At 45.2% G+C, this 24109-nt stretch carries 25 protein-coding genes; 10 read left to right on the top strand and 15 right to left on the bottom strand.

Going from position 1 to position 24109, the window contains the following annotated elements:
• Window positions 1–9: 9 nt before the first annotated feature.
• Complete coding sequence (locus D0A37_RS02185; protein WP_190659999.1) at window positions 10–357, bottom strand: hypothetical protein; 348 nt, start codon at window positions 355–357, stop codon at window positions 10–12.
• 105 nt (window positions 358–462) lie between these two features.
• Here D0A37_RS02185 and tmk point away from each other — a divergent pair, with 105 nt between their 5' ends.
• The 4 genes from tmk (at window position 463) to D0A37_RS02165 (ending at window position 4362) form a co-directional block, all read left to right on the top strand.
• Window positions 463–1113 carry a dTMP kinase gene (gene tmk / locus D0A37_RS02180; RefSeq protein ID WP_242720539.1) on the top strand — a complete coding sequence of 217 codons (651 nt, stop codon included), beginning with the start codon at window positions 463–465 and terminating at the stop codon, window positions 1111–1113.
• A 262-nt stretch (window positions 1114–1375) separates the two neighbouring features.
• Window positions 1376–2338 (top strand): DNA polymerase III subunit delta', encoded by a 963-nt coding sequence (locus D0A37_RS02175; protein WP_242720537.1) that lies wholly within the window; start codon window positions 1376–1378, stop codon window positions 2336–2338.
• A 27-nt stretch (window positions 2339–2365) separates the two neighbouring features.
• On the top strand, window positions 2366–2851 hold the full coding sequence (gene msrA / locus D0A37_RS02170) for a peptide-methionine (S)-S-oxide reductase MsrA (RefSeq protein ID WP_445242468.1): 486 nt from the start codon (window positions 2366–2368) through the stop codon (window positions 2849–2851).
• Between the two features lie 674 nt (window positions 2852–3525).
• Window positions 3526–4362, top strand: a complete 837-nt coding sequence (locus D0A37_RS02165; protein WP_242720535.1) for a metallophosphoesterase — start codon at window positions 3526–3528, stop codon at window positions 4360–4362.
• A 158-nt stretch (window positions 4363–4520) separates the two neighbouring features.
• Here the strand turns inward: D0A37_RS02165 and rppA are convergent, their stop codons facing one another.
• The 3 genes from rppA to D0A37_RS02150 form a co-directional block, all read right to left on the bottom strand.
• On the bottom strand, window positions 4521–5207 hold the full coding sequence (rppA, locus tag D0A37_RS02160; protein ID WP_242720532.1) for a two-component system response regulator RppA: 687 nt from the start codon (window positions 5205–5207) through the stop codon (window positions 4521–4523).
• Window positions 5208–5259: 52 nt separating this feature from the next.
• Window positions 5260–5910, bottom strand: a complete 651-nt coding sequence (locus D0A37_RS02155; protein ID WP_242720530.1) for a glutathione S-transferase family protein — start codon at window positions 5908–5910, stop codon at window positions 5260–5262.
• Between the two features lie 132 nt (window positions 5911–6042).
• Window positions 6043–6312: a hypothetical protein gene (locus D0A37_RS02150; RefSeq protein WP_242720528.1), complete on the bottom strand. Its 270-nt coding sequence runs from the start codon at window positions 6310–6312 to the stop codon at window positions 6043–6045.
• 197 nt (window positions 6313–6509) lie between these two features.
• Between D0A37_RS02150 and hisG the strand changes: the two genes are divergently transcribed.
• Window positions 6510–7154, top strand: a complete 645-nt coding sequence (hisG, locus tag D0A37_RS02145; RefSeq protein ID WP_242720526.1) for an ATP phosphoribosyltransferase — start codon at window positions 6510–6512, stop codon at window positions 7152–7154.
• Window positions 7155–7285: 131 nt separating this feature from the next.
• Here hisG and D0A37_RS02140 read toward each other — a convergent pair whose 3' ends face one another.
• The 4 genes from D0A37_RS02140 to D0A37_RS02125 form a co-directional block, all read right to left on the bottom strand.
• Window positions 7286–8758, bottom strand: a complete 1473-nt coding sequence (locus D0A37_RS02140) for a response regulator (RefSeq protein WP_242720524.1) — start codon at window positions 8756–8758, stop codon at window positions 7286–7288.
• A 362-nt stretch (window positions 8759–9120) separates the two neighbouring features.
• Window positions 9121–11334, bottom strand: a complete 2214-nt coding sequence (locus tag D0A37_RS02135) for an ATP-binding protein (RefSeq protein WP_242720522.1) — start codon at window positions 11332–11334, stop codon at window positions 9121–9123.
• An 88-nt stretch (window positions 11335–11422) separates the two neighbouring features.
• Window positions 11423–11581 carry a hypothetical protein gene (locus D0A37_RS02130; RefSeq protein WP_242720520.1) on the bottom strand — a complete coding sequence of 53 codons (159 nt, stop codon included), beginning with the start codon at window positions 11579–11581 and terminating at the stop codon, window positions 11423–11425.
• Between the two features lie 631 nt (window positions 11582–12212).
• Window positions 12213–12926: a DUF1997 domain-containing protein gene (locus D0A37_RS02125; protein ID WP_242720518.1), complete on the bottom strand. Its 714-nt coding sequence runs from the start codon at window positions 12924–12926 to the stop codon at window positions 12213–12215.
• A 121-nt stretch (window positions 12927–13047) separates the two neighbouring features.
• Between D0A37_RS02125 and D0A37_RS02120 the strand changes: the two genes are divergently transcribed.
• Window positions 13048–13707 (top strand): NAD(P)H-binding protein, encoded by a 660-nt coding sequence (locus tag D0A37_RS02120; protein WP_242720516.1) that lies wholly within the window; start codon window positions 13048–13050, stop codon window positions 13705–13707.
• Between the two features lie 287 nt (window positions 13708–13994).
• Complete coding sequence (locus D0A37_RS29275) at window positions 13995–15281, top strand: glycoside hydrolase family 24 protein (RefSeq protein ID WP_445242467.1); 1287 nt, start codon at window positions 13995–13997, stop codon at window positions 15279–15281.
• 382 nt (window positions 15282–15663) lie between these two features.
• Here the strand turns inward: D0A37_RS29275 and D0A37_RS02110 are convergent, their stop codons facing one another.
• Window positions 15664–16077, bottom strand: a complete 414-nt coding sequence (locus tag D0A37_RS02110) for a hypothetical protein (protein ID WP_242720514.1) — start codon at window positions 16075–16077, stop codon at window positions 15664–15666.
• A gap of 26 nt (window positions 16078–16103) precedes the next feature.
• Here D0A37_RS02110 and D0A37_RS02105 point away from each other — a divergent pair, with 26 nt between their 5' ends.
• Together D0A37_RS02105 and D0A37_RS02100 are read left to right on the top strand one after the other, a co-directional pair.
• Window positions 16104–16487 carry a helix-turn-helix domain-containing protein gene (locus D0A37_RS02105; protein WP_242715925.1) on the top strand — a complete coding sequence of 128 codons (384 nt, stop codon included), beginning with the start codon at window positions 16104–16106 and terminating at the stop codon, window positions 16485–16487.
• The gene (locus tag D0A37_RS02100; protein WP_242715923.1) at window positions 16487–17050 is read left to right on the top strand and encodes an IS630 family transposase; all 564 of its coding nucleotides are present in this window, start codon (window positions 16487–16489) and stop codon (window positions 17048–17050) included. Before D0A37_RS02105 ends, D0A37_RS02100 begins: the two co-directional genes overlap by 1 nt.
• 532 nt (window positions 17051–17582) lie before the next feature.
• On the opposite strand, the gene D0A37_RS02095 is transcribed toward D0A37_RS02100, so the two are convergent.
• On the bottom strand, window positions 17583–17927 hold the full coding sequence (locus tag D0A37_RS02095) for a hypothetical protein (RefSeq protein ID WP_015174589.1): 345 nt from the start codon (window positions 17925–17927) through the stop codon (window positions 17583–17585).
• Between the two features lie 206 nt (window positions 17928–18133).
• Between D0A37_RS02095 and D0A37_RS02090 the strand changes: the two genes are divergently transcribed.
• The gene (locus tag D0A37_RS02090) at window positions 18134–19642 is read left to right on the top strand and encodes an SGNH/GDSL hydrolase family protein (protein WP_242720512.1); all 1509 of its coding nucleotides are present in this window, start codon (window positions 18134–18136) and stop codon (window positions 19640–19642) included.
• Between the two features lie 338 nt (window positions 19643–19980).
• On the opposite strand, the gene D0A37_RS29270 is transcribed toward D0A37_RS02090, so the two are convergent.
• The 5 genes from D0A37_RS29270 to D0A37_RS02070 form a co-directional block, all read right to left on the bottom strand.
• On the bottom strand, window positions 19981–20118 hold the full coding sequence (locus D0A37_RS29270; protein WP_445242466.1) for a hypothetical protein: 138 nt from the start codon (window positions 20116–20118) through the stop codon (window positions 19981–19983).
• A 207-nt stretch (window positions 20119–20325) separates the two neighbouring features.
• Entirely contained in the window at window positions 20326–21360 is a 1035-nt protein-coding gene (locus tag D0A37_RS02085; RefSeq protein ID WP_242720510.1) for a patatin-like phospholipase family protein, read from the bottom strand.
• Between the two features lie 78 nt (window positions 21361–21438).
• Complete coding sequence (mtnB, locus tag D0A37_RS02080) at window positions 21439–22074, bottom strand: methylthioribulose 1-phosphate dehydratase (protein WP_242720508.1); 636 nt, start codon at window positions 22072–22074, stop codon at window positions 21439–21441.
• A 240-nt stretch (window positions 22075–22314) separates the two neighbouring features.
• The gene (locus tag D0A37_RS02075) at window positions 22315–22983 is read right to left on the bottom strand and encodes an HAD-IB family phosphatase (RefSeq protein ID WP_242720506.1); all 669 of its coding nucleotides are present in this window, start codon (window positions 22981–22983) and stop codon (window positions 22315–22317) included.
• A gap of 123 nt (window positions 22984–23106) precedes the next feature.
• Entirely contained in the window at window positions 23107–23934 is an 828-nt protein-coding gene (locus tag D0A37_RS02070; RefSeq protein ID WP_242720504.1) for a Crp/Fnr family transcriptional regulator, read from the bottom strand.
• Between the last annotated feature and the right edge of the window lie 175 nt (window positions 23935–24109).

Here is a 24109-nt window from a genome sequence, read left to right as displayed (position 1 = left end):
GACTGATGGCTACAGTGCCATACTTTCCAAAAGTCGCCAGTTATTGTTGTTCATAATTGAACGACTCACTAGCTCAAACATTTGACGGCAGTGGTTGTTGGTTTGCAGGGGCAGTTCCTCGTTTTTAATCACGAAGTTCATGCGAACCTCTGAGTCGCTAGCCGTGTTTTTCTCAATTAGGACTTCTGCGGTGACAAGTTTGGCAATCGAAACTTGACCGGGGAGCTCGCGAGCCATGACGGAATCTCCTGTATTGTAGATAATATCAAGATTGCATGACTCTAAAATTTCAATCAGGGACTGACGCAGACGGTCGATGGGAACGGCAACGATAAAAAAACCAGTATAACGAGCCATAAAAAACTCCAGCCGTGAGGCATTTAGACTTTATTATCATACCGAACCTAGAACCGATGAACAGAACAATATGGATTTATTTTATTCAGGTGGAAAGTTAGGGCAATGAAGGGCAAACTTATCGTGTTTGAGGGGGTTGAAGGTGCGGGTAAAACTACGCAAATGCAGCGGTTGATACAGTTTTTGCAAGCAAGTTACTGTCTGAGAGTCCGCTTGGTGGCTACTCGCGAACCGGGGGGTACTGAGCTGGGAAGGGGACTGCGACATTTGTTGCTGAAACAAGATGGGGCCGAATCTGTATCCGATCGAGCAGAATTACTCATGTACGCTGCCGATCGCGCTCAACACGTTGAAACTTTTCTCAAACCCGAGTTATCGAAAGGAACGATTGTTTTATGTGATCGCTTTACTGACTCTACGATTGCTTATCAGGGCTACGGCCGCAGTCTTAACTTAAATTTAATTAAGCAGTTGAATGACATTGCCACCGGCGGCTTGGAAAGCGATCTGACTTTGTGGCTGGATATTAATGTGGAGGCGGGTTTGGCGAGGGTAAGGGCCCGGGGAGGGTGCGATCGGATCGAGCAAGCTGATTTGAAGTTTCACCGCCTTGTGCAGCAAGGTTTTGCGGAGTTAGCAGAGGCAAATAAATCCCGAATTGTCCGGATAAATGCCGATCGCCCTGAATATGAAGTCGCTCAGGAAATTCAAACTCTTGTAACTCGCAGGTTAGAAGCTTGGGGATATTTTAAATAATACCACTTCTGAAAAATAGCGCTAAATAAGATGTAGAAACACGACCCTGCCTTGCCCTGCTTCGGGAACTTACAATTTAACCTTCTTAACTCAAAACAATTATTTAGCACTCCATTAAACCACAATAACCTTTTAGTATTATAGCAACCACCCCCGACGCTTAAGACGTTCTTAATTGCTAAAACCCTAGATTTTATTCCTTCATCCTTCATCCGTTACATCCGTTACATAATCCGTTGCCGAACTTCCTTCTTCCGCCAACATGAATTATTTCACATCCTTAATCGGACAAGAGCGACCAGTAGAATTGCTAACACAAGCAGTCCAGCGAAACCGAATTGCTCCTGGTTATTTATTTGTCGGCTCTAACGGCATCGGCAAAAGTTTAGCTGCTCAGTGTTTCATCGAGCTTTTATTCTCAGCCAACCTTCCCGAAACCAGACTCATAGCCTCTGTACAAAATCGCGTGCAGCAGCGCAATCATCCAGACTTACTTTGGGTAGAACCAACTTACATGAACCAAGGTAAACGCCTGTCACAAAAGGAAGCAGAGGAAGCCGGTTTAAAGCGGAAAGCACCGCCACAAATTCGTTTAGAACAAGTTCGAGAAATCGGTGATTTTCTCAGCCGACCGCCACTAGAAGCGGCGCGTTCTGTCGTAGTTCTGGAACAAGCAGAAACAATGGGCGAGGGAGCCGCTAACGGCTTGTTGAAGACATTGGAAGAACCGGGAAAAGCAGCGCTAATCTTAATTGCTCCGACTGTGGAAGGTTTGCTGCCAACTTTGATTTCCCGTTGCCAAAAAATCCAGTTTTCTAGGCTGAATCCCGAAGCAATGGCACAAGTTTTGCAGCAAGCCGGATTCGCAGAGATTTTATCCCATCCCGAGGTACTGGGGATGGCTCAAGGCAGTCCTGGGGAGGCAATTTCTATTTGGCAGCAACTGCAATCAATACCCGATGATTTGCTGCAAAAGGTGAAGCAGTTGCCTCAAAATCTGCGGTCTGCTTTGGAATTGGCCAAGGAAATTGATAAAACTTTAGATACTGAATCTCAGTTGTGGTTAATCGATTATTTACAACACTGTTACTGGCAGCAATTTTTGGCAGGGGGAATTAGTCGATCGCCCTTAGAACCCTTGGAGAAAGCACGACAATATTTGCTAAACTACGTACAGCCGCGATTAGTTTGGGAATGCACACTAATGGGAATATGTCAAGCATAATTTATTGCCAAGTTTGAGCGCAATACGATGAGTAACACGATGGAAAAAGCCACATTTGCCGCCGGTTGTTTTTGGGGAGTTGAACACAAGTTTCGCGCCGTTGCGGGGGTCGTCTCAACGGCTGCGGGCTATACAGGAGGTCACTGGCCGAACCCCTGCTACCTCGATGTTTGCGCCAGAGTGACGGGTCACGCTGAATCTGTGCTGATAGAGTACGATCGATCGCAGGTGAGTTACGAAACACTGCTAGATGTATTCTGGAACTGTCACGACCCAACCCAAATCAATCGCCAAGGCCCCGACAGAGGCGAACAGTACAGGTCTGTGATTTTTTATCATAATTCCGAACAAGAAAAAGCCGCTCGCGTCTCCAAACAAAAATTGCAAATCTCCGGTAAATACGACAAAGATATTGCCACGGAAATCAAACCTGCTGCTGAATTTTATATGGCCGAGGATTACCACCAGCAGTATATTGAGAAAAAGCAGCACAAGTCAGAAGTTATTAGTTAACAAGTAGGCAGAGTGGACAAAAAAATAAAATATCTTAGGGGCGGGTAACGCAATAATATATACTAGCCACAGTTTATTATTAATGCAAAACCCGGCCTCCCCCACGCCATGTTTATTTCCACCTACTCAGTAATAAATCATTACTCATAAGATAGTATTTGGTAGGAGCAATCCCCGTGTGGTATGCCGATGCGATGGGGATGCGGCACAAGTCGGAGCTTTGACATTTGCCCAAAGAATATAGATGCGGGGCGGAAAATGCCAGTCTGAAGAGGATTGATAGCGTTTTAAACAGATTGTTACGCAAGTCATAATATTATAAAAATGCTGTAAGCTGTCGCGCATTTAAATTGTATATTCAGGGCGGGCGGGACGCCCACCCCACAAGACTTTAATTTTTTTTGACATACAATTTAAAGGCAGAACAGCTTAGTATTTGGGCGCGTAAGACCCAAACAATTTTGCAGTAAATCCTAAATAAAGATGGGGAATTTATGTTTAAATTCTATTGAGGTAATCCCACTTTTTGCATCTAGGATTGTAGTCATTAGTCAGCAATTATTAGTCATTAGTCGGATGACAGGAGGAAAAGGGAAGAATATCTACTTTGGCAGTCTTGCCTGTTTATTTGCTAAGCTAGAGGTGGCGTTCTGTCATCAATAAACCTTAGATTTATGCACAGGTTATTAACTGGAAAACTTCGAGTAGAGTATTTAACAATACCGATCGCCAATCTTCCAGCAAATCTATCCGGTACTAAAATTGTACAGCTTACTGACTTTCACTATGACGGGGTGCGGCTATCGGAAGGGCTGCTAGAAGAGGCGATTGCTGCGGCCAATGAAGCCGAACCCGACCTGATTTTTTTAACCGGTGACTTTATTACCTACGATCCCGCACCTATTTACACCTTAGTGCAGCGATTGAAAAACTTGCAAAGTCGGCTGGGAATTTACGCGGTTTTGGGCAATCATGACCACTATTGGCCGAGGGCAAAAACAGAGGTTTCTAATGCTTTAAATAGCGTCGGGATTCGGGTTTTGTACAACGAAGCAATCTATCCTTTGGGGTCAGAATTGGCTTTAGTTGGGTTGGCAGATTTTTGGTCGGGCGATTTTGCGCCTGAACCTGTAATGGCATCAATAAATCCCGCGATTCCTCGGATTGTCTTGTCTCACAATCCCGATACTGCTGAAAAACTGCAAAATTGGCGGATTGATTTGCAGTTGTCTGGGCACACTCACGGCGGTCAAATCGTTATTCCCGGTATCGGGCCTTTGTACGCTTGGGTCAGAAAAATTGGCTATTTGATTCCTAAACGAATCCGAAAGTTCATTCCTTTGCTGTCGGCTTGCAATCGAGTAGTTACTCACTGGGAATGGGCTAGCGGTTTGCATCAGGTTGGGAGTAATTTGCTGTACGTGAATCGCGGTTTGGGGACTTATGCGCCGGGGAGGCTATTTTGTCCGCCGGAGGTGACAGTAATTACTTTGGTTTGTCAACATCGGTAAGGGCGGGTTTAGGGTGCACACTTTCCCGATAAAGGAAGAGGGAAGAGGGAAGTTCGGCAACGGATTCTGTAACGGATGTAACGGATGTCAGGAAGAGGGAAGAGGGAAGAGGGAAGAAGGGAGAGGGAAGAGGGATTTTTGTACAATTGCTATTATTTTTAATTGGCTTCTCCAAAGCGATAGCCTCTGCCGTAGACTGTGTGAATTAGGACAGATTCGCCCGGTGCTTCTATTTTGCGGCGCAGCAGGCGAATTTGAGCTGCTAATACATTGCTGCTGGGTTTTTCTGCTTCACTCCACAAATACTGGTGGATTTGTTCGTGTGTTAGCAATTGACCTGGATGGCGCATTAAGTATTCTAATAACTGACATTCTTTTTCGGATAAATCAATTGTACGATCGCCCCGATAAGCTAATTGATTGTCGTAGTCTAGCTGTAAATCTGCAACTTGTAGCCGCCCGACAGCAACCTCGGCATCAAAAGTAGGAGGCCGCCGCAGCAAGGCGCGGACTCTGGCGAGGAGTTCTCGCAGTTCAAAAGGTTTGACTAAATAGTCGTCTGCACCGGCGTCAAGTCCTTGTACGCGATCGTCTACGGTATCTTTGGCGGTGAGAAATAGCACTGGCGTACTCCGTCCTTGCGATCGCAACTTCTGGCAAATTGCCAGTCCAGTTTGTCTCGGTAGCATCCAATCCAAAATTAGCAAATCGTAATTACCCTGCATTGCTAAATCGCTGCCACTTGCTCCGTCAAATGCCACATCAACTGTATAACCTTCGCGGCTTAAGACTCGACTCAAAGGGTCAGTTAACTCAACTTCATCATCAACTAAAAGAATCCGCATCCTGATTTCAAATTTGAGATTTGAGATTTTAGGTTAAGTAAACTGATTTTTCCTAAATTTTAACGTGTGGAATACTTTCAGTTTCGCTGGAAGCTGCTGCTACCCATTCCTGGATGGCAGGTAATGCCAAAATCGCATCCGCATAAGCTTTTGCTACTGAATCTAATTTGACTCCGTAGGTCACAAAACGCATGACAACGGGTGCAAACATAGCGTCAACAACTGTGAACTGTCCGAATAGCATATTGCCGCCTGTCCCGAATTTTTGGCGGCATTCGCGCCAAATGGCAAAGATGCGATCGATATCTGCTTCGACACCGGGAGTCATCCCTTCTCCCGGATAGCGGTTGCGGCAGTCCATCGGCATATTTTCGCGCAAATTTTGGAACCCCGCGTGCATTTCGGCGCAGATGGAACGGGCGATCGCCCGTTCCGCTACATCTGTCGGCCACAAATCTTTTGCAAAGCGATCGGCAACGTATTCGCAAATTGCTAAAGATTCCCACACTTTCAGATCACCGTCTATTAAAACTGGCACTTTTCCCGATGGAGAATAGCGCCGAATTTCTTCATTGGTTGTCGGCCAGTCTAAGGGGATTCTCACCTCTGCAAATTCCAGTCCAGCTTGTTTCATCGCCAACCAAGCGTGCAGCGACCAAGAGGAATAATTTTTGTTACCAATAACAAGTGTCAATTCGGTCATAGTTTAGCAGTCAGCTATTTACGATCGCCCGTTAAATTTTAAGTTTTAGAGTTGAATACACAAAGACGTGATACACAATGACTATCGTGCGATCGTCCAGTTCTGTGCACCCGCCTGTGCAAGCATTTTACCTTAACAGCCTCCCAGCGTTCCGCGTTTTTCTGCAAACTGCGATCGGGGGGTGCGATCGAAGACGCTTGGTTGCACATGAAGCGAGAAGCCTCTGTCCCTGGGAACACGGGCGTGGTTAGCGGTAGGTACAGCTACTGTATAGTCCATTTCCTCCCTCTCTACACCACCGCCTGAGAGGATTTCATCTATTGTAATTTTCAGGGAATCCGGGTCTACACTGTGAAATTCTCCGTCAACTTCTTGACTCTCAAACTCTTGATTGTTTTCCATACTGACCGCCATTTAAAAATGTGAGTCTATAAAAACTTACTAAATATAATATATCCTCAAACAAAGGATCGAGCAATACCCAAAATTTATTTTTCGCTATGAACTCTATGTGTTATTCTTAGTTTGGTAAAAGCTGTTTCTGCTTGTGCCGAGATCGCCCCTTCCAAAATTGAGCAATTTATCCTCTAAAAATTGACATGATTACTGTTGCACTTCCCAAAGGCGGATTGTTAGGAGATAGCATTCGGCTGTTTAAATCGGTTGGATTAGACTTCAGTGCTTTTCTCGATTCCTCTAACCGACAACTTCAAATATATGACCCGACCGGCAGTGCCAAAGCTTTGCTAGTAAGAACCCACGACGTGCCGGTTTATGTGGAATACGGTCAAGCGGACTTGGGCATTGCTGGCTATGATGTTTTGCGGGAAAAAAAGCCGAAAGTTGCCAATTTAATTGATTTAAAATTTGGCAAATGTCGGCTGTCGGTGGCGGTGAAGGAATCTAGTTCTTATCGACGAACTGTGGATTTGCCTCCTCACGGTAGAGTTGCTTCTAAGTTCGTACACTGTGCAAGAGAATATTTTCACAATTTGAATTTGCCGGTGGAAATTGTGCCGCTTTACGGTTCTGTGGAGTTGGGGCCGATTACGGGTATGTCGGAGGCAATTGTGGATTTGGTTTCGACTGGCAAAACTTTGCGAGAAAATGGTTTGGTGGAAATTGATGTTTTATTTGAAAGTTCGGCTTATTTAATCGGTCATCCTTTGAGTTACCGTTTGAATGCGGGGGGTGTGAATGAGTTGATCGGGAAGTTGAGAGAGCAAGTTTTGACGACTGTTTGATGCGAACTCCAATTAGAGTAGACTTATTGGATAAATCTTTCATTGATAGGGAAACCACAGACGCAACGCAGGATAGTTGGAGACTTTTGCCATAGGTCTAAACTATTTTAGGGCGGGCTCGCGAGCCCGCCCTACAAGTTAAATCCTTCTGAGCTGCTATTTACAGGTATAAAACCTAGTTTTTCCTTGCAGCGATTTATATAAAAACTGACGACTGTATCCGCAGGGTTTTGTTCAATTAGTTGCTGAAAATATCCCAATGCGGCGATAATTTTTTCTGATTGCCATCCTTGAATTCCTTTGTCAAATAAACTCTGGGTAAGCTGCTTTGCTTCAGAGTCGGGACAGGAGGCTGCCCAGATTTCGTAGATTTCAATAGCTTGCTGCTTCCCGCGCGGGGTTACTCGATCGATCCAGCGATAGTAATAATTGTTCCTTGGCAAATCGCTGTCTGTAGCAGTTCCCCCAGAAGTAGAAATAATAGTCTCCTGTGTTTCCACTTCCAAGTCGCACTTTAATAATAGACTTTCTTTTGATTTTGAGTTGGGGCTTATGCCATTTAGAAATTCTCTCGCATGAACGATCGCATTTTCGCTAACAATAATTTGGCAACCGTATATTTTAGTTAAGTTTTCTAACCGAGAAGCTGTATTTACTACATCGCCGATGACTGTAGAGTCCATGCGGCGATCAGAACCTAAAGTGCCGATCATGCCGATACCTGTGTTAATTCCCGTACCAATATTGACGGGAGATTCTAAATTGTATTTGTGGCGACTGGTATTAAATTCTTGCAAAGTTTCTTGCATGGCTACTGCAGCTTCGATCGCATCCATAGCGTGAGAATTCTGCTTGTCAAATACTGCCATGATTGCATCACCTAGGTATTTGTCAATAAACCCGCCGTGACACGTTATGCACTCGTTCATTTTAGTAAAAAAAGCGTTCAACCATTCAAAAGTCTCGCGAGCTGGTTGAGATTCGGCGATCGCAGTAAACCCGCGAATGTCGCAAAATAAAACAGTCAGCTCTTCTTCGGTGACATTGCCCAACTGAATAGATTCTATTCCTTGCGGCGCAATTCGTCCGAGAAGTTGTTCTGGCACAAATAGCTGAAATTTTTCTGAAAGATATTCGTTGGCCTCCCAAGCGGCGGCGATTTGGCGTTTGCTTTGCTCTTTGACTTGCTGGTGTAATTGGGAAGATACAGCTTGCGATCGCATTTGACTCAACTGCAAAATATTTTCAACTTTCGCCAGCAGCAAGCGACTGTTAAAAGGCTTTGTTAAATAATCATCTGCCATCATTTCTAACCCTTTGATGCGAGAGGTATCGTCATCGAGGGCAGTCAAAAAAATCACCGGTACAGTTTGCAATGCCGTATCCTTCCGCAGGATCTCGCACACATCAAAACCGTCCATCTCCGGCATCATAATATCTAGTAAAATTAAATCAGGTCGAGATGCGCGGGCGAGGGAGAGCGCTTCATCGCCAGAGAGCGCTGATACTGTGGTGTATCCTTTCATGAGCAATAACTCTTCCAGTAAAATCAGATTAGCTGGCTCGTCATCAACCAACATGATGCAGGGCGACTTGTTTGACATGGAATATGATAAAATATATTGAATTTAGCTTGGGACTGGCGCGTGTAGAGGCTTGAAAACTGGGTGATTCCTGTATTTCTCGTTATTAAATTCGAGGTTTTTAGTAGGAACTTACCTCTTGCACCATTATCAAGAACAGGCTTTTTGGCCTGTTCCACAAAGAGTGAGCTTTCGGGTGGGGATTAGGGGTTGGGCAGGAGATCCCACCCAAGACTGATTGAGAATGGTGCAACATTTGAGTAGGAACCGGGTTTATCCGGCAACTCTGCACAAGTCCTATAGATATTTATCTACTATTGAGTTTAACCTTTCTGGTTATGAGTTGTAATAAATGGCACTGCTGGAACTGCAAATAATTATTGTTAGTTGAGAAAAGAACGGATAGTAGCGATCGTTAAATTCAAATCCAGCGGCTTACTCAAATAACCAGAAGCGCCCGCTTCCAAACATCGATCGCGATCGCCAGGCATCGCCATCGCCGTCACCGCAATCATCGGTACCGACTCCCAGACAGGATCTGCTTTAACTCGACGCATCAACTCAAAGCCGTCAACATCCGGCAACTGAATGTCCATCAAAATCAAATCCGGCAGCAACTCCGGGGCCGCAGAGGCGGCGAGAATACGATCGGCCATCGCCTTCCCATCCGCGAGTATCTCTACCCCGTACCCCTCCAATTCCATCACCTCAGAAATTAACATTTGGTTAAAAGGCTGGTCTTCGACAACCAAAATCCGCTTCCTGCCAATTGGTAAAGCAATCGCAGAACCAGGGACTAATTTAGAATCTAAGGCACAAGAAGCAAAGTTCCCCAACTCTTGACGCATCTCCGTCAAAGGCAGCCAAACCCGGAAAAGACTTCCCCGACCGCAAACAGATTGAAAAGAAACAGTCCCCCCGTGCAATTCTGCCAATCGCTTAGTCAAAGCCAAACCCAAACCTGTACCTTCGTGGCGCCTAGTCAGGGAAGAATCCACCTGTTGAAAAGGTCTAAATAGCAAGTGCCAGCGGTCTTGAGGAATGCCGATGCCGGAGTCTTCCACCTCAAAACAAAAATAAGGAGTGCTGGCATTTACAGGAGAACAATCGGGCCGGTAGTCGCCGTTTATTTCACTGCCGTAGACCAGACGCCCGCTGAGTTTAACTTGTCCCTGCTCTGGGGTAAACTTGATGGCATTGGAAAGTAAATTAATCACAATTTGTCGCACTCGCCGTTCGTCGATCCAAACTTTAGTAATGCGGTAGTCCAGTGCTAAAGCCACACTGATTCGCTTTTTCTCTGCACGCGGCTGCATCATTTTCAGACAGTCTGTAGCGAGTTCTTGAACGCGAACAGGCTGTAAATTTAGTTCTACTTTCCCCGCTTCGATTTTAGAAAGATCAAGAATATCGTTGATTAGCTGCAACAAGTGCTGGCCACTTTTTTCTATCAGATCTACATAGTTGATTTGTCGATCGCTCAATTGTCCGGCTGTTTGTCGCAGCAGCAAGTCAGAAAAGCCGAGAATGCTGTTGAGAGGCGTCCGCAATTCGTGGGACATTGAGGCTAAAAACTCGGATTTCAACTGAGAAGAATACTCTAATTCTTCGTTAACTTGGCGCAGGTTCTCTTGTGTCTGAGCCCGCTCGATCGCCGCCCCCAGAGTCCGGCAAGCAGCCTCCAGCACTTCTTGGTGGACGGCGGCTTGCAGTTTTTTGATGTTGCGGGACTCCAGCGTCAGCACTCCGATGATCGCGCCGTTGGTAGCTGCGATCGGAAAAATGCCCAGTTGTCCGATTCCCGGATGCCGAAATTCCGGCACGGCATTGGGATTTTGGGCATAATCCTCGACAAAGAAAGGTTTACCAGTTTTCACCACTTCCCACAGCAAACCGATGCCGTAGGGAATGCCTTTGTCGAGCAATTCTTGCATTCCTGCGACAACAGGCTCCCCGTAAGTAGCCAAAAATTGAGTAGAAACTTGGTTGCAAATCCCCGACGCTTGCCGGTCGTTTCCCTTGCCACTAATCACCTTGACATCTCCGAAAGCTGCATTCATTGCCTCTACCAGATAGGTGAGCGCAAACTCACCTATTTCTTGCAAACTCTCAGAGTTTTGCAGGCGTTCGGTTAAACCTAAAAGAAAGCTCAGCCGCCTGACTTCTGCGTTCAAACTAGCTTGGGAGTTTTGATATACCGTAACATCTCGAAAGGTAAACAGCCGTCCGCCACTGTTGGTAATCGTGGCGCACACCTCCAAACAAACCGCATTGGCTTGCTCGAAATAAAATGATAAACTTTGATCCTGAGATGTTTCCAGTGCTTGCTGAAACTCTTCCCACTGCTGAACAGACAAGTAACCCCGATCGACAATTTCCGCAAACAGCAAGTGGCACTTCGGCTTTGTTTCCAGCCATTCTGGGGACAGTTCCCAGATTCGGGCAAATTTTTTGTTAAACAAAACTAAGCAGTCAGACGAGTCGAACAAAGCGATCGCATTGTCTACTTGATTGAGAATTAGTTCTTGGTTTCCCCTCCACTCCTGCCAATCTATCTCCATTTTCTTTGTGTCTTTAGCTCTTAGTTTTGTTGTCATAACTTTCTACGGATATGGCAAGACTGCTTTGATCACCTTTTACTTAATGTGACATAATTTTAGGTTTTTGGGCAGTGAGGGCGATCGATCAGCCTTGTGATCTGAAACACTTGCTGATTTCCGAGGGCGATCGGAACGGCTTTTCGACTGCATCGGCTACACTGCTTAATTCTGAGGTAATAAGGACGGAAAGCATGATGATAAAAGCCAAATCTTTTAATAACAATGCTGTCGAAGTTGATGGCATCTGACTTGAAATTATTGTGTCCAACCCTGTCCTAAATTGACCCATCATAATAAAAACTAATTCCCCTGATAAGAAATCAGCATATAGCCATCCTAAATAATTTGTGAATTTCTTACTTTCTCCCTGCGGGTTCGGGGAGGGTTGGGGTGGGGCAAAAAAATTACGACTCCTGCAAGGATTGCTATAAGTCAAATGCAATCATGACCTTACACTTAAATTTTATTAGCAATAACTTGGTTATTTGGATTAACTGCTCAAGCAAGTGTTGGGCTCAAAAAAATAGGGGTAAGGCGGGCCATAAGCACCCGGAGACAGTGATATCAGTTTCAAAAAAGCAACTGTAGGCTCGTGTTCCCCACCCATACCCAATCAGTTATTCCCAATTATTTAATCTAAAATTGTGCGACTGAGCAGTCACGCCGAAGTCTAAAATCTGCAATGGTATGAGTTATTGCGATCGCACTTATGAGTAAGGTGTGCAGTGCACACCCTACAAATGTGAGTTAAGCTCATCCGCATTTAAATTGCAGAGTAAAATAAATCTTTACTCTGGTGGGGAGTAGGGGTTGGGCAGGAGATCCCGCACTTAACATACAATTTAAATGCAGTACAGCTTAGAGCAGAAGTATTGTTAATGTTTCTTAGGATTTTTGGGAAAAGGAATGCCCAAACTTTCGTGAAAAACAACCTGAGTTTTATAAGTCAAGCGCCGGTTAACTTGTTTGATAATTTTTTCCAAAAGCGCATCGCCGGTTTTTTCTATCAAAGGCTGAGACATCGATCGAATAAACTTGGGAAAGCAAACCCCCACAGCCAAATCTAGCTTCCAGGTAGTAATGGTAATCGCAGGCGGTAGCTTAGCACGTTCCGAACTCGGCCAATCGGCGGCAAACTCCTGAGACGGCATCTCCACTAGCTTCATTGCCGATCGAAAATCCACTTCATACCCAGGCGAGGTATAATCCGGAACCGGAATAGTCTTAATCAAATAGCAGCCTTCAGCGTCAGGCGGCAGCAACTCTAAACCAATTCTCGCTTCAACGCGGTAGCCGAAAGCCCCAAAACGCCCGATTAATAAATCATAGCCGTTTTCTCCGAGCGGCTCGGCCTTCATCGGCGAAGCGCACTGGCAAAACCAAGTCTTGTGGTTGTTCAAATGCTTCGCCACCGTCTCCGCATCGGCGTACATCTCCATGCTGTCTTCAAAATGCGTGTGAAACCAAATCGGCTCAACTTCCTCTCCTGCATCCGCGCTTGCACTTTCGGGCTGTCGGAAACTCGCATCTGGGTAGTAATTTTCGTCAGAAGCTTCAACAGTGTGATATTCAGCGGAATCCTGCTTCATCGTATGCTCTCCTGTTATACACGCCAATCGATCCGGTTGGGGATGTGTTAAGGGAGTTTCCTCCCTACAATTGAGAAATTGATAGTAACAAAACTTACCCTAATCCAGCATAACCCGACTTATGAAAGCATTTGTAGCAGGAGCCACAGGTCAGACTGGCCGCCGCATCGTCGCAGAATTGGTCAAGCGAGGTATTCCCGTGCGTGCCTTAGTCCGAAATCTAGAGACAGCTAGACAAATTTTACCACCGGAGGCTGAGTTAGTGACGGGGGATGTATTAAATGCGACTTCCCTAAGCGATGCCATCGGCGATAGTACGGTATTGCTGTGTGCGACAGGCGCGGCCCCTGGTTTTGACCCGACAGCGCCTTATAAGGTGGATTTGGAAGGTACTAAAAATTTGGTGGATGCAGCTAAGGCTAAGGGCATTGAGCATTTTGTGCTTGTGACTTCTCTGTGCGTCTCTCAGTTTTTTCACCCGCTGAATTTGTTCTGGCTAATTCTGGTTTGGAAGAAGCAAGCCGAGGAGTATTTGCAAAAAAGCGGCCTAACTTATACGATCGTCCGTCCGGGCGGTCTCAAAAATGAGGATAATTCAGATGCGATCGTCATGACTGGTGCCGACAAAATGTTTGAGAGCAGCATTCCCCGCACCAAGGTAGCCCAAGTGTGCGTGGAGGCGCTGTTTCAGCCGAATTCTCGCAACAAGGTTGTGGAAATTGTGGCGAAGCCGGAGGCTCCGCAAAAGAGTTTTGAGGAGTTGTTTGCTAGTGTGATTTGATTGAATTAGCCTCGCTTGGGTTCGGTGCGTCAGACCAAAAACACTTTGATTTGGATCGGAGATGTTGCACCATTGTCAAAAACAGGCAAGATGCCTGTTCCACAAAAAGTGCATTTTCTTGTGGGGTGGGCATCCTGCCCGCCCAAAAAAGGCTTATCGAGAATGGTGCAAGATGTGATTTGGGTCAAAGATTTGGGCTGACGCACCCTACAACAATTTTCCGATCGCCAAATCTGGCAAAATCTTAATAGTTTTATGATTCGCCGTTGAAATTTCCCTCTCTCAGCATGAAAACTCTCAAGTGGCCAGCTTGGTTCCCCTATCCGATTTCGTGGTTAAGGGCATTTGCTCTCGCTCAGAGTTTTAGTTTTGTCCTTCGCAGGGGCATTCCTTTTGTCAGCGACGATATCGGCTTTCTGAGTCTACTGCTGGCGGCTTGGCTGATTCAGTTGCCTTTGTTTTTTGTGTTTCACTTGTTCGCCGTCAAAATCTTAAATCCCTTACTAATTATGCTGCCGGGGCGCTGGCGCGTTGCGCGCAAGTTCAAGCGCAGGCACACTGGTATTCGATCGCACTTGCGAGAAGGCTTGAATGCTGTTGTAGTGATTTTTTTTGCATTTAATCTGGCGCTGTTGGTGCAACTTGCGATTTTTTATTGGCCAGCGCGATCGTTCAATCCTGGTGAGTTACTAACAGGAATATCTACTCTGACAAATGTTGCCATAGCCGGTGAATTAGATTTCTGGCTGATTAAATTGGCGGGGGTTTTATCAAGTTTAACGCTGTTAGCGGCCCCCCTATATCAATACGATTTTCGGGTGCGCCGGATGCGGGTGGCTCGAAAATGGGTTGAAATTTCGGAAATGGAAATGACTTTGCTGGAAGCTGAGAAATTTGGCCGTCGAAAAAGAGGTTTGCTGAGGCGATCAGAGATTCAAATTCTCGGATTTATACTTTTAATCGGCGCTGTGATTGGCAGCGGTGTTTTTTTTGTTGACAGTTTGCGGGGAAATCAGCAGTTGTCGCAGTCGGCAAGCGGGCTGGGAAAATTGCCGCCGCTGGCTATGAAAACGGGCGATCCTTACATTCGGGCGCTGATGCGTACTATTTCTGCTAGCGAGTCGAATGTTTCTCGCCCTTATCACGTTGTTTACGGTGGCAAATATATATTAGATTTGAGCCGCCATCCTGACTGGTGCGTGAAGATTGTTAATGGCCCGAATCGAGGCAAGTGTACTACCGCTGCGGGCAGGTATCAATTTCTGACGACGACTTGGAAGGAGAAGGCTAAGCGCTATCAGGCGCGTCGTGCTAATTTTTTATTCTGGGAAGATTACAGTTTTGAACCAGAAGATCAGGATGCTGTGGTTTATGCTTGGTTGAGCGATCGCAAGTTTTGGAAAGCTGATATTCCTGAGATGTTGCGGCAGGAAAGATTAACTGAGGTATTGCGGATGCTTTCGGGAACTTGGACGAGTTTGGGATATGGAATTGAGAACAATTCTATGAGTTCTCGTTTGCCGCAAGTCTACCGGGAAATGCTGCGGGAAGAATTGGAAAATGCTGGTTCTTAGGAATTTAAATGTTGGCGGTTGACGGTTGACTGTTAACTGTTAAGAAATGTTATTGGTTATTAACAAGCCAAAGCGATTAGGAAATAACCATTAACAAGTAACGAATAATATCGTTTCCGGCTGCATCAAAATGATAAATTAGAAGGCAATTCATGAATAATTTTTACAAGTCGCCACCTATCTCGGCGCAATTTTTAATTGTTCGATTCACAGTCAACAGTTAACAGTCAACAGTCAACAGTCAACAGTCAACAGTCAACAGTCAACAGTCAACAGTCAACAGTCAACAGTCAACAGTCAACAGTCAACAGTCAACAGTCAACAGTCAACAGTCAACAGTCAACAGTCAACATCATAAGGAGTGCAACCGGAATTGATATAACTAATCATTCAATTTGGGTAAAAATGCTGTCAAACATTTGTACAATTCTAATCCCGGCCCAGCTTGCAGTGGATAAAGCCTGTCGAAATTAATGGGGCTTCCCGGTGCTAATTTCCACTCGGTTTGCTGTGCTGTTTTTGGGGAAATTTCGATCGCTACCGTGATGTTAATAATGTTGTTTTGTTGGGGGATGCCCCGGAAGCAGTAAGTTTTGCCCGTGCGTTTGTCTGAATCGCTGCCGGTGATGTATCTGTCTTGTTTGCGAAATTGGATTTCTCTGAAAGGTCGATCGATCGCAAAGGAGTCTCGGTAGCGGTAGTCTCCGTCGCGCAAGATTTCGACAGTCGGCTTGATTTGACTTATAACTGTTGCTGGACTAAGAGTTACAGCACTTCCGGATGTTATGAGGTACAATAGAATCGACTAAAAATAATATACCAATGAAAGCATACTCAGTAGATTTGCGATCCAAAATAGTAGCAGCCCATGTCGAGCAGAAGCTGTCGATCAGAAAAACAGCAGAAATATTTGCCTGCAGTAAAAGCTTAGTTCAAAAACTTGTCAAGCAACAAAAAATAGAGGGGAATTTACAGCCTAAACCGAGGGGTAAACCCAGATTCAGTCATTTGAATAATGCGTCACAAGAGTTAAGAGAAATAGTGGTCACACATCCCGATGCAACTTTGGTAGAATTGTGTGAGTTGTTCGCCCAAAAGACAGGAAATTGGGTAGGCAGAACAGCCATGTGTAGCGCCTTACAGAAGTTGGGATTAAATCGTAAAAAAAAACAGTCAGGAGTAGCCAAGCAGGCACAGAAAGAGTGATGAAGTTAAGGTTAGACTATTGGGAAAAAGTCAAGGATATCGAGCCAAAAAATCTAGTATTTTTAGATGAGACTGGAGTATTGCTAGGTTTAACCAGAACTCATGCACGTTCGCAACGAGGAACTAGAGCCTATGCGGTCAAACCTTTTTATCGAGGCAAGAAAGTCACAGTAATTGGTGCAATTAGCCTCACGAAAGTAGTGGCATTAATGACCCTGGACAACTCGATGGATAGCAAAGCATTTGAGGTGTTTATCGAGAAATGTTTAGTGCCACAATTGTGGCCCGGAGCCGTAGTAGTGATGGATAACTTACCAGCGCATAAAGTAGATTCAATTACATCGATGATTGCCGTGGTGGGTGCTTCTATTTTATGTTTATCCCCATACTCTCCTGATTTTAATCCGATTGAATTATGGTGGTCGCAACTTAAATCTTTATTGCGACAGTTTTCACCAACCAGCACTAAAATGGTTGACACGATAATTGCTGTGGCTCTTGACTTAATTAATCCGAAACATCTCAAAAACTGGTTTACTAATTGCTGCTACTGTACCTCATAACATCCGGAAGTGCTGTAGCATCATTGAGCCGCGTTCCCCTTGTGAAATCGGTGATTTTGCTGGCTGGTGGCTGGTGTCTGAGTCGCTGTGGGCGATCGGCTTAAACAAACGCGCCGTGTAACAAATCAATAAAAGTAGTTATGTAGTTTAAGTTGATCCCTAGCTATCGTGAATAATTATTTCATGGTTTCATCTCTGTTACCTATCTGAGTAATAATAAAAATATTGAGCAAGCCCTGAGAAAGTTTACGGGCGCATATCTAGGGATTAATTGAGGATACTGCTATGTTTTGTGTGACGGGAGAAACAAAAAATTTAGGGCGGGTTGAAACCGGAAATTTCCAACGGCGAGGCTCTTTCACCTCTGCGTCTAAAAGTACCCGTATTCTCCGATCGCGAGTTTACAAAGATGAGGCTCTGGTGTCGGCCGCGCTAGCGGGACTGCCAGCTCTTTTGGCCTCCCTCGAAAGCTTTCGCGAGTAGTATAGTTTGACAATTTCTATTATTAAACATCGGAGTTGACTGAGTTAAATTATTGCCAGACGCCGGAAAAGATATTCTTGACTGCGATCGCAATTCGATTTAAGTCTTCTTTCAGCAGCGGTGGCCAAGAAACTCCTCTGCGGAGTCCAGCTTCAAATTGCTGCAAACCTTCTACTGACAGTAAATGCAGTGCCGAGATTAATTGTCGATCGAGCATTGGAGATTCTTGCAAACCCTCAAACAATATTTTTAAAGCTAATAAAATCGATGTCACCTGTCCGGGTACGGGCGGTTGACCTTGTTTGAGACGCATCAGGAAGGCGTCGGGATTTTTCTTGGTTTCCAGGGCGGTTCCTTGGTCGATCAGAAAACTGCGGGCTGTTTTGTAATCCATTTGACGTGCGATCGATCTCCTGCAATTAATTAGCTGGCATTATATCACTTTTTGTCTGGCTCAAGTTGGTAATATATTTCCATACAGGCTAAACTACAGCTACTGGTGAGGTGCGCCCATAAGCAGGCTACCGCTACTGATAGAGGCGTAGCATTCATCCCACAGTCGCCTTGAGCGAAGTGAAACAGACAGGGAAAAATAAAACAATGGCAAAACACCAAGGAAATAGCAGAAAATCCAAGATTTATCGCTACTTGTGGCTGCTTTTTTTGTGTCTGAGCTTTCTGTTAGTTCCGCTGATCAAAAAAATAGCGGCCGATACGCCATTCCCCCCACCCGCTCCTATTGAAAATAATGCTACTTTTGGAGCGAGGATTCAAAGGACGATGGGGCTACTTGCAGCTAGCACTCCAACAGACCGCCGCCAAGTGCGTATCCTATTTTACGGTCAATCTATCACAGAACAAGATTGGTGGAAAGATGTAGTAAAGGATTTGAGACAGCGATTTCCCAATGCAGATTTGATTGTGGAAAATCGGGCAATCGGAGGATTTGCCGCCCCGCTTTTAATCCGTCCCAGCGAACACGATTTGTATCCTTTTTATCCAGACTTGCTAATTTTTCACGTCTACGGAGGCGGTGAAGATTACGAAGCCATAATTGCCAATGTCCGCAGCCGCACTGCTAGCGAAATACTCTTGCATTCAGACCACATCGACTGGATGCCGACAGGCAACAGCGACGATCCAAATTCAGTCAGCCGATACGAATGGCACAACACTCATTCTACTAAATGGCTGCCTGAGTTGGCCGATAAATACGGCTGCGAAATCGCCGAAATTCGTGAACCTTGGATGCGGTATTTGAAAGATAATGGCTTGCAGCCCAAACAGCTATTGAGCGACAACATTCACCTCAACGATTGGGGAAATTTTCTCCTAGCTGCTCTCATAAAACCGCATCTGCGATACAAGCCAAATTCTCCTCAACCGCAGCAGGATTTAGTGAAAACCTATACAGTGGGCAGGGATATTAAGTGGCAAGATGGCAAGTTGGTTTTAGAATTTGAAGGAAATAGAATAGATGCGATCGCCGATAAAACCTTCAACGGCAAGGCAATTTCTGCTAAAATTGCGATCGACGGCAAAAAACCCTCAGAATTTCCTGAACTTTACAGCATCACCAGACCTAGCGTTACCCTTGGCGTTCCTTGGCCCGCTATTCTCCAAGTATCCAGCCAAAAACCGCTAATCCTCGAAGATTGGAAAGCGATAATTACTGAGATTAACAGCGACGCCAGCAAGTTTAAATTTGACGTTGTAGGTTCTAAAACAGGTTACGACGGCAGCGGTACAAACGACGAAATGTTTGTCTCAAAGTCGGGCCGCGTCGTGATTGAACCGAGAAACTGGTGGCTGAAAAATTCTTATGAATACTCTAAAAAACCGACGCCTAAAGGCTTTGAAATTTCCTGGCAGGTGCGACCAATGTTTGTGGATTCATACGTTCCTCCACAAATTAAAGATTCAAGCCGCGAGTATTCTACAACATTGGCTCAGAATTTGAGCAACTCCAAACACATCCTCGAAATCGTCCCCGAAACAGATGGGAAAGTGCCTATTCAGGCAATTCGAGTGTATCGCCCTCCTTTCTCCAATCTACCATCTAAAGTTGAGAGTCTTAAACCGCAGAGCTCAGCGGATGAAGCCAAATAAACGCTGATCAAATTGCATCAGGGTTTATTTGCGTTTATCTGCGGTTTAAAAAATCTTCATGTTGATTTTATAGCAATCGCCTTGGCGGCGTAGGGCGTTGATGATTCTTGAAACCCTTAATATTTAAGCATCTTGACTCCTGAATCGTTTCCGGTTGCATCGGAATAATAAAATCGAGTCAACAGTTAACACTCAACCATTCAGTTTTTCGACCCGCCCGTCAACAGTCAACAGTCAACAGTCAACAGTCAACAGTCAACAGTCAACAGTCAACAGTCAACAATCATGAGGAGTGCAACCGGAATGGATATGACTCGTGCTATAAATCGCCAAGATTATCAACTTCTAGGAATCCCCAACTCGTGAAACATCAACAGCGATAAACATAAATCCGCCACAAAAATCAACACCCAAGAAGTTACCGCGGCCGCCGTGGCAGCTTGGTCTACTTTTTTCCCTCCGCCCAGCGTCGTCAATCCCTAACCGCAACCGACAAGGGCAATTATCAACCCAAAAATAAAACTTTTAATCGCCTATTGCACGATTTGTCAACATATATTTTCAGTCGGCTTGACCTGCGGTTGGTGTGCTCTAACTTTTTAGATTTTAGATTGGCAGTGATTGATTGTGTGGTAATCATCACTCATTTCCCAATCTAAAATCTAAAATCTAAAACCCTAGGACTACTCCGCAAGTAATAAGTCGATAAACTTATCCAACTCTTCATTATTCTTGTCGGCTTGCTCCTGGCCAATTCTCAGCAGTGCCGATATCTTCTCTTCGGAGGCATCATCAATCGGCAGCGGTTGTTCGTGGATCAAATCGGGAGTAATTCTCAAATATTGATTGGGTCTTTCAACCGCATCATAAATTTGGATTAGTTGATAATTTACAGTTTCAGCAACTCCCGTCATCATGATATTAATCAAAGGCTGAACCCACTCAACTTGACCCCAATTTTTCACTTCTTCATAGGGAAATTTTTTCTGAGCTTCTCCTGTCCCCAGCGATAAAATTACCATATCTTTTGCTGTCGGGCCTCTGCCGGGGCCATTGTCTGGAAGTCTGAATTTATGTCTAACTTCTGCATAGGCACAAAGTGCCGGATTGTTTGCGAATACACCTCCGTCAATTAAAGCGTAGGATTCGTTTGTCAAAGAGTAGATTTTGGGAACTTCAAAATAAGAAGGAGCAGCAGATGTGGCTCTGGCGATATCTCTAATAAAATAGTCTTCGGCTGGATATTGTTGAGCATCTATTTGATCGAAAAAGTGAGCTTTTCTCCTTTCGATGTCGTAACTGGAAATTAAACAAGGTTTTAGCAGTTCGCTGAGTTTGCAATCTCTAAAGTTTTCCAAAAAGAATTGTTCTAAGCTATCGCTGGGATATTTTTCATCTATCAAACCGTCTATAGATCTGAGTTTTTTCCAAAATGGACTCTTAAAAACGTCGCGGCCGCTCTGAATCGAAAAATTAACAGCGTCTTGGGCTGACCACCGAGGTCTGGTGGGATTTTCGGCATCGGGACACAAATAGATGCAAGTTAAAATGCCTCCCGCACTTGTGCCCGCGATTAAATCAAAATAGTCAGCTATTCTCGCATCTGGGTTGCCACTTTTCTGTTGCAGCTTTGACTCAATGCTAACTAAAACTTGCGCGGGTATAATCCCTCTAATTCCCCCTCCATCTATCGATAAAATTCTGGTATATTTAGCCATAATTGTTGCCTATTCTCGATGTTTGCTCGTTTCCTAATCTCAAATTCCCAAGCCTCCAACTTCATGCACCGCTCAATCTCAGCTATCCCATCTCAAATCTAAATTTAATTGGCGGGCTGCGATCGTATAGCGAAAAATGTATTCTACAATTTCTACATAATTGTAGGCAGCGGCTGGCGAGTCTGCCCAGACTGTGATACCGTGATCGCGAATTAACAAAGCGGGTACAGAGGGCGCACAAATGGCAAAGAATTCGCAAATTTCCTTGGCTATCTTAGGGACTTCTAAATAATTTGTAAAGAGGGGTATCGACACTTGCGGGTTTTCCTCCCACACCCCCAAACCTTTCACCATTTCGATCGCCGGTAAAGGCACTGAATCTCCTGCTGTTAGCCGAGAAACTAAATTTGCCTCAATGGAGTGGACGTGATAGCAAGCTTTAGCGTCTGGAAAACAATTGTAAACGGCTAAATGAATGCTGGTTTCGGCCGAAGGGCGGCTGTCGGGAACAGGTTGCTCGACAATTGCGCCGTCTGAGTTCATTCTGATAAAATCTTGTTCAGTTAACTGCCCTTTGGCGCGGCCGCTAGCAGTAATCCAAAAACTGCCATCTGGTAAGCGGGCTGAAAGATTGCCAGCAGTCCCAACCATCCAACCGCGATCGTAAAAATGTTTGGCTGCTGCAATTAAATCCGATCTCAAATCGCCACTCATTGTTTACAAATCCTCAGTTTTTTATCTACTTTTTAGGTTAATAGTGAAATTTTGTACTATTTTCAATAACAGGCAAGATGCCTGTTCCACAAAGAGTAATTTTTTTTGTGGGTTGAACACTTCTTCGCCCGCCCGTGAAAGGCTTATTGACAATAGTAGTCGGGGGCTTATGTAAACCTAGGCGGGGTACTGCCCACTTTACCAATACACATATAGCCTTTGTTGAAAAAGGCTATAGTTTCAATTCCATTTCTGGGACAAACTTTCCAACACATCAAAAAAATTATCCCATTTAGTATAAGGCTTTTGCTGTTCGTCTAGATACTGGGCAAGCCGATCGCGCGCAAACACCGACGAAGCCTGCAAAGCCATATTAAAATCCGTCAGCGAATCTCCGATCGCCACCTGTTCTTCGGCCGGGTGCTGCCCCATCACCCGCACCTTAGACACCAATTCCTCATCTCCCTCAAACTCAGAATTGACTTGCAAGCGAGGGCCACTAGCGTCCACATCCACAGCGTAAATAACGCTCGCCCGGTGTACCAAATCGCCCATTACCGTCTCTACCATAATCCGAAGACCGCCGGACACGATCACAAAATTTACCTTTTTCTCGTCCAAAAAATCCAGCAATTCCAACAATCCCGGCCGCATCAGCCTTCCCCTAGAAAATTCCACAATTTCCCCGTAACGTTCAGAGGGAATAGACTCTAGTAACTGCCGCACTCCCGATCGCAAACTCAGCCTTCTAGCGTATATTTCAGGCATCAGTTGAGACGACAGTTCCGGTGCGAAATGCTTGAGCATTGCGACAAAAGTTTCTTCAACAGTTATCGTCCCGTCAAAGTCGCAGAATACCACCCGTTGCTGATTGTTCGGGATTGAAGATTTTTGCTTGTCATCGGTCATTGTCAGTCGCACCTTTGGAGAACGGGAAAAATTTACACAATTCATCGTACACTGTCGAGCGAACGAGCGCGACGCCCGAAACTAATAGTGACGCGCTGTTTGGTGGCAATTTCCCGCAGAATTTTATGCAGATTCTTCGAGAGAATCTTCATCTTCCAGGGAATCTTCCAGGGAATCTTCCAGAGAATCTTCCAGAGAATCTTCCAGGGAATCTTCTAAGTCCTGCTGTTGGTTTTTTGTCTTTTGGGGGTTAGACTTAGCCGGCAAACAGATTAAATTATCATCCTCAGTATTAATCAAACCTTTCGATCGCAACTTACCCATCAAGCGCGTCACAGTCACCCGCGTCGAGCCGATCGCGCTGCCAATTTGAGCGTGAGTCAAGGCCCAAGGCAGCCGGTAGCCCCGAACCACATCCGGTTCGCCCTCACCTACGTAAGGTTCCCCGAACTCCTCAATCAACAAAGTGAGAAATCCCAACAGTCGGTCGATCGTCCGGCGCTGTCCCAAAGTGCTCAGCCAGAGAAGTTTCCGCTGGTGCTGGTAGCGAAACGCATCCAAAATTTCCCTACGAAAGTGAGGCCAATTATCCAAGTCGTGCCAGTACATCCACACTACGTGAGTTTGATCGGCATGAGCGTAAGCTTGGAGAGTAAACGGAGACTGAGCCACCAGTTCAAAGGGCTGACCGGCGCCAACGAAGCCCAAAAAAGCTTCTTCTGTAGTTTTATCAGCGGATTTTGACTTCGCCGCAGCAGCGCTAACTTGAGCGCTACCTACGAGCCGCACAGAACCTTTCTGGACTAAATACAGCAGTCCGGGTCTTGCCGGAATCCGCTCATCTTTGCTAAAAGTGCGGCAGCGGTAGTGTTCCTGGGCCCAGTCGATAATTCGCTGCCAAGTGATAAAAGGTCGATCGATACTCTCTACAGATGTGGAAGTTGATTGCATAAGTGAGGCTCTGGGATATATTTAATAGTGAGAAAAACAGCTTCTGCCAGCAGTGCGATACAAAGTGAGACAACCAACCCCCGATCGAGCTTGCACGCTTCTTAACTGTGCTGACTTTTCTGTGTTTTACCGAAACATTCAATGTAGCAAAAAATACATCAAAATGGTAGAGGTC

It is taken from the genome of Microcoleus vaginatus HSN003 (assembly GCF_022701255.1).
Taxonomy (GTDB): Bacteria; Cyanobacteriota; Cyanobacteriia; order Cyanobacteriales; family Microcoleaceae; genus Microcoleus; species Microcoleus vaginatus_B.
This window is presented reverse-complemented; position numbering and strand designations above follow the sequence as displayed.